Source organism: Pontiella sp. (assembly GCF_041622395.1).
Lineage (GTDB): Bacteria > Verrucomicrobiota > Kiritimatiellia > Kiritimatiellales > Pontiellaceae > Pontiella.
The window spans coordinates 1-4888 of the sequence record NZ_JBFJYW010000285.1; the positions used below are offsets into that span (position 1 = coordinate 1).

Below are 4888 nucleotides of genomic sequence, written 5' to 3' on the forward strand. Positions count from 1 at the left end.
GAAACGGAAGAGCTTGCCGGGATGCTCTCGGAGGCGGCGGAACAGCTGGTTGAGGAAATCACCGCGCAACGGGTGCTGGCGCTGGCCGAAAGCGGAAAGATGCAGCTGGACCTTATGCCTGTTTTTTCTGCCGAGGTCTTGCTCAAGGTTATGCGTCAGCTTCATTCCATGGGCATCTCCAGCGGCATCGCGCTTGCCATTGATCCTGCGGCGGAGGAGACGGAATTCAGATCCGACCCGGTGCTGGTGCGGCGGGTTCTGCTGAATCTGGTCAAGAACGCGATGGAAGCAAGCGAGCCCGGGGGGCGCGTCATGTCCTGCTGTTATCGCGATGGGGACGAGGTCTGTTTTACCGTGCATAATTCAACGGCGATGCCTGCCGAGGTGCAACGGCAGGTGTTTACCCGGTCTTTCTCGACCAAGGGGGCCGGACGCGGGTTGGGAACCTACGGCATTCGCCTAATAACAGAGCACTATTTGCGCGGATCCGTGTCCTTTGTTTCGGCGGCGGAAACGGGGACGACGTTTACCCTGCGCTTCCCGGTTCGCTTTGCGGATACCGAGTTGCCGGAAGCATAAAGCGCACCCCCTACAGGAGAGCCGGCCGGATGGTCCGGCCCGCCCGCTGCGCTGGCATCAGAAGCCCAATTTCTTGAGGCCTTCGGTGGCTTTGCCTCTAAGCTCTTTGGCTTCGTCGGATTCGAGGGCTTTGTTGATCTCCTCGTTGGCCATTTTCTTGGCCTTGGCTTTGGCTTTTTCCGCTTCTTCCTTGGCTTTGGCCTTGGCGGCGTCGGTTACGGCGTCTTTCAGGTCGCCGAGCTCCACCTTGACGCGCGGGGAGGAGAGGCGGCCGTAGAGCACGCCGGTCATCTCCATTTTATCCAATGCGTTGAGGGTGGCGTTGTCGGTTTCGAGGTCGCGCACGTTCAACGTGAACGGAACATCGAGGCGGTCGGTCGAGAACTTGCCGTCGGCTTTGAGGTCGGCTTTGCCGCCTTTGACTTGCAAGGCCTCGCCCGCGTCGAGGGAGTCGCCGATCTCGAAATTCTCGATATTGGCGACGAGGTCGTTCATGGCGGCGGGATCGTCGAAGCGCAGGACCACCTTGGCGGTCGGCGCGCTGGCCCCCTGCGGCGTCATGACGAAGGTGGTGGGTTGGCCGTTGAGTTCGGGATGGCTGGAAAATTCCGAGCCCTCGATTTTCTGCACGGGAAAATCGGAACCGAGTTCGACGTTGTCGATCATGATCTGGTGGATGGTCCAGGCCGGGCGGTTGGCAACGAGGTCGGCGGTGGCCTTGAGGTAGCCAAATTTCTTCGCATCGGTCACGGCCTTTTCCTTGGAGGCTTTCGGCTTTTTGCCCTGGGCCGCCTTCTCGGCGTTTTCCTTGCGTTTTTCGAGGTATTGCTGGACCTTCTCGCCATATTTCTTCCACTCCTTGGCCTGGGCGAAATAGTCGTCGAGCGATTTGCCCGGTTCGGCGTCCTTCTCCGCTTTTTCGGCGGCTTCCTGCGCCGCCCTTTCGGCCTTCGTGATGTAGACCTCGCCGGGCGAAGTGCGCGGCACATCGTGCTTGAGGAATGCGCCGGAGAGCAGGTCGATGGAATAGGTTCTGCGGAGCAGGTCGTTCACGCTCACGTCGGCGGCGAGGGTTTGGAGCTGTATCAGGTTGTGGGTCGGCTTATCGGGATCGGTGACCTGCAGGTCTTCGATTTCCAGTTTACCGCCCGCGAGCGATAGGTTGGCTTTGCCGATGTTCACTTCGGCGCCCGTTTGGGCGCTGATCGAATGTTGCAGGCCCTTTTTCAGGGTGAAGTCGAGCAGGAAAAACTGGAGCACCAGCCCGATGACCACCAGGCTGCCGACGAGGATGAGGCCGGACTTGCGCAGGAGGGGCGACTGCTTGACCAGCACGTCGGCGGTGGAAATCTTCTGTTTCCCGAAGACGAGCCACATGAGGAAGCGCGAGAACTTGTTGCCGACGGCCTTGCCGACCTTCTCGTTGGCCGCGGCCTTCACCATCTGTTCGCGAACCTTCGTGACGGTGGCCGAGATGAATAGGGCGAAGGCAATGCCGATGAGGAGGGCGAAGGGCAGGCCGCCGATCATGGCGTAGACGTTCAGGTCCATCAGCGCCGTGACGGGGGCGTTGGATAGTTTGGTGAAGAGCCCTTCGAGCCCGATCTTGTGGATGAGGAAATAGCCCGTGTGGAAGCTGGCCACGGCGAGCGCCAGCGAAGAGAGCTTGCCCACCGCCACGCCCAAGAGGGTGAACCCGATGTTGGCGTTGAGCAGCAGCGCAATCAGGATGGCGAGGAAAAGCGTGAAGCTGAGCGTGGGGTTGAAGCCGATCAGCACGCCCAGCAACGCCCCGAGAAAAATTTCCTTCTTGCCTGCTCCCCCGCGCAGCATTCTTCCGATTTTACGAATGATCTTGAACGAGATAACCATGATGCAGCCTCCTGTAGAATTCAGCGAATACGATAGTTTGTTTTTCGCTTTCCGGTCAATGGAGGAAGTTCATTAAGAACGGGGCCTCCGTTCCCGGCGGCCCGTTTACGAACGTAGCGCGATGTGCAGCCGCCCGCCGTCGTCCAGCTCCGCAACGAGTTCGAAGCCCAGCGTGTCGGCGCACGCCTTGGCAATGGAGAGGCCGAGGCCGGCATGGCCGGATTCGGTGCGCGCCTTGTCTTTGCGCCACATGCGTTCGAACAGTCGGGGCACATCGTCCGGCGCGAGATTCGGCGCGTCGTTCGCGCATTGGAAGAGGGCCGCGCCGCCGACCGCGATCGTGACGACGGATCCCTCCGGGGCATATTCCACCGCGTTGCCGATCAGATTGGCCATGATGATGCGCAGCATGCGCGGATCGGTTTCCAGCCCGGCGGCCTGGCTGGAATCGAATTCGATGCGGAGTCCGTGCTCCGCTGCCCGCGGCGCGTGTAGCGCCCGGCACTCTTCCGCGATGGTCGCCGGGTCGACGGATTCCCGGGCTTTTTCCGCGGCGGACGATTCCATCCGCGAGAGCAGCAACAGGCTGTCGAGCGTCTGCTGCAGGCCGGAGGAGAGTTTGTGGATTTCTTCGAAGTCCTCGGCCGAGGCCTGGTCGGGCCACTTGAGGGCGACTTCGCTGGTGGTGCGGATCGCGGCCAGCGGCGTGCGCAGCTCGTGGGCCAGGTCGCCGCTGAAGCGCCGCTCGCGGGCAAAGCTCTCTTCGAGTTTCGCCATCAGATCGTTAAGCCGTCCGATGATGGGGCGGATATCGGAGGGGGCGCTCTCTTCGGAAAAGCGTTCGTGGAGCGATTCGGCGTCCATGGTGGCCGCCTGCTCGCCGAGCTTGCTCAGCGGGCGCAACGAGACCCGCAGCGAGACGATCAGCAGCAGGCTGAGGATCAGGCAGCAGGCAATGCCGCCGCCGATCAGGATGCTGGCCAGCCGGGCGAGCGTCACGTCGATCTCGTCGCGGCTGACGGCCAGGATGACCAGCGGATGCCGCGTGTCGCGCACGATCGAAAGCTTCGAGGCCCAGGCGCGCAGCTGTACGCCGTTGGCCAAGGTGGCGTCGTAGAAGACGGGTTCGTCTCCGATCGGCGGCGGCCGCGAGATTTGATTGTTTTCGAGGTTGTCGGTTTTGACGATGGTGTCGCGGCTGCCCATCGAGATCTCGCAATAGACCGTCGAGGGAAGGTTGGTGAAGAGCGTTGCCGAGAGTTGCATGAGGCCGGCTCTGCTCCGGCCAGTTTCCATGAATTCGCTCATGCGGGGGCGCTTGGTGTCGCGCTCGCCGGCATTGAACCTGTTGCGCATTCCACCGCCCCCGTCGCGTTCCGGCTGGGGGGGGGTGAAGCGCAGGTCGACCGCATAGTTCGCCAGCCGCGTGTCGAGCCGCGCTCCTAGTTCGGCCTTGGTGGAATAATAGACGCCGAAGCCCGCCGCGATGCTGATGGCGGCGAAGGCGGGGAGCAGGGTGGCGAGCAGATGGAAGCGGATGCTGATCATTGCGCCGGCTCCTGGATGATGTATCCCATGCCGCGGCGCGTGTGGATGAGCTTGGCATCGGATTCGGAGGTTTTGATGGCGCGCCGCAGTGCGCAAACCGCGGTGTCGATCACGTTGCTCATCGGATCGGCCTGTTCGTCATAGATGTGCTCCTCGATGTCGGCCCGCGAGACGACTTCGCCCGCGCGGAGCATCAGGAATTCGAGCAGCGCGAAGAGCTGGGCGGAGAGCTTCAGCTCGGTGCCGCCGCGGGTCGCCCGTTTGGCGGAGGAGTCGAGTTCCAGGTCGGCGACTTTCAGGACGGGCGTGCTTTTTTGGTAGCGGCGCCGGCCGAGCGCCTCGACGCGCGCGATCAGCTCTTCGATGGCGAACGATTTCACGAGGTAGTCGTCCGCGCCGAGCCGCAGCCCGGTTACGCGGTCTTCGATGGTGTCTTTCGCGGTGAGGAACAGGACGGGCGTTTCGTTGCCTTCGGCGCGCAGTTTCTTGAGAATCTCGTGCCCGTCCATGCCGGGCAGCATGATGTCGAGCAGGATCACGTCGTACGGGTTTTCGCTCGCCATCCAGTAGCCCTCCTCGCCGTCGCCCGTTTCATCGACGGCGAAGCCGGAGGCCTTGAGCGCCTTCACCACCGGTTTCCGCAGGGAAACCGCATCTTCAACCAAAAGTATTCTCATGAGTCCTGCCTATTGCGGTTAATTGCCTGTTTGGTGTCGGGAAAACGGCTACACGCCCAACAACGAATGGTCGAAAAGTAGCAAATTCAAGGAAGTTTGCAAATTCGCCCCATTTTTTTTCGTGCTCATGTTCCGCTCATGTTCGGTGTGGTTTCATGGCGTCATTAAAAGAAAAGGAACCGAGCCGGAAACGGCCTAAACGGAGAACTGAA

4 protein-coding genes are annotated in these 4888 nt (G+C 61.5%); 1 reads left to right on the plus strand and 3 read right to left on the minus strand.

The genetic code is table 11. From position 1 onward, the window contains the following. Nucleotides 1-579: sensor histidine kinase (locus ABYO54_RS14045; RefSeq protein ID WP_372808876.1), on the plus strand; the 579-nt coding region annotated here is incomplete at its 5' end. Between the two features lie 57 nt (nt 580-636). Here ABYO54_RS14045 and ABYO54_RS14050 read toward each other — a convergent pair. From ABYO54_RS14050 to ABYO54_RS14060, 3 genes are all read right to left on the minus strand, one after another. Further along, nucleotides 637-2451 carry a DUF2062 domain-containing protein gene (locus tag ABYO54_RS14050; RefSeq protein WP_372808877.1) on the minus strand — a complete coding sequence of 605 codons (1815 nt, stop codon included), beginning with the start codon at nt 2449-2451 and terminating at the stop codon, nt 637-639. 105 nt (nt 2452-2556) lie between these two features. After that, nucleotides 2557-3999, minus strand: a complete 1443-nt coding sequence (locus ABYO54_RS14055; RefSeq protein WP_372808878.1) for a sensor histidine kinase — start codon at nt 3997-3999, stop codon at nt 2557-2559. Continuing rightward, a complete protein-coding gene (locus ABYO54_RS14060; protein ID WP_372808879.1) occupies nt 3996-4676 on the minus strand; it encodes a response regulator transcription factor in 681 nt (226 codons plus the stop codon). The genes ABYO54_RS14055 and ABYO54_RS14060 overlap by 4 nt, the downstream gene beginning before the upstream one ends. Nucleotides 4677-4888 lie beyond the last annotated feature (212 nt).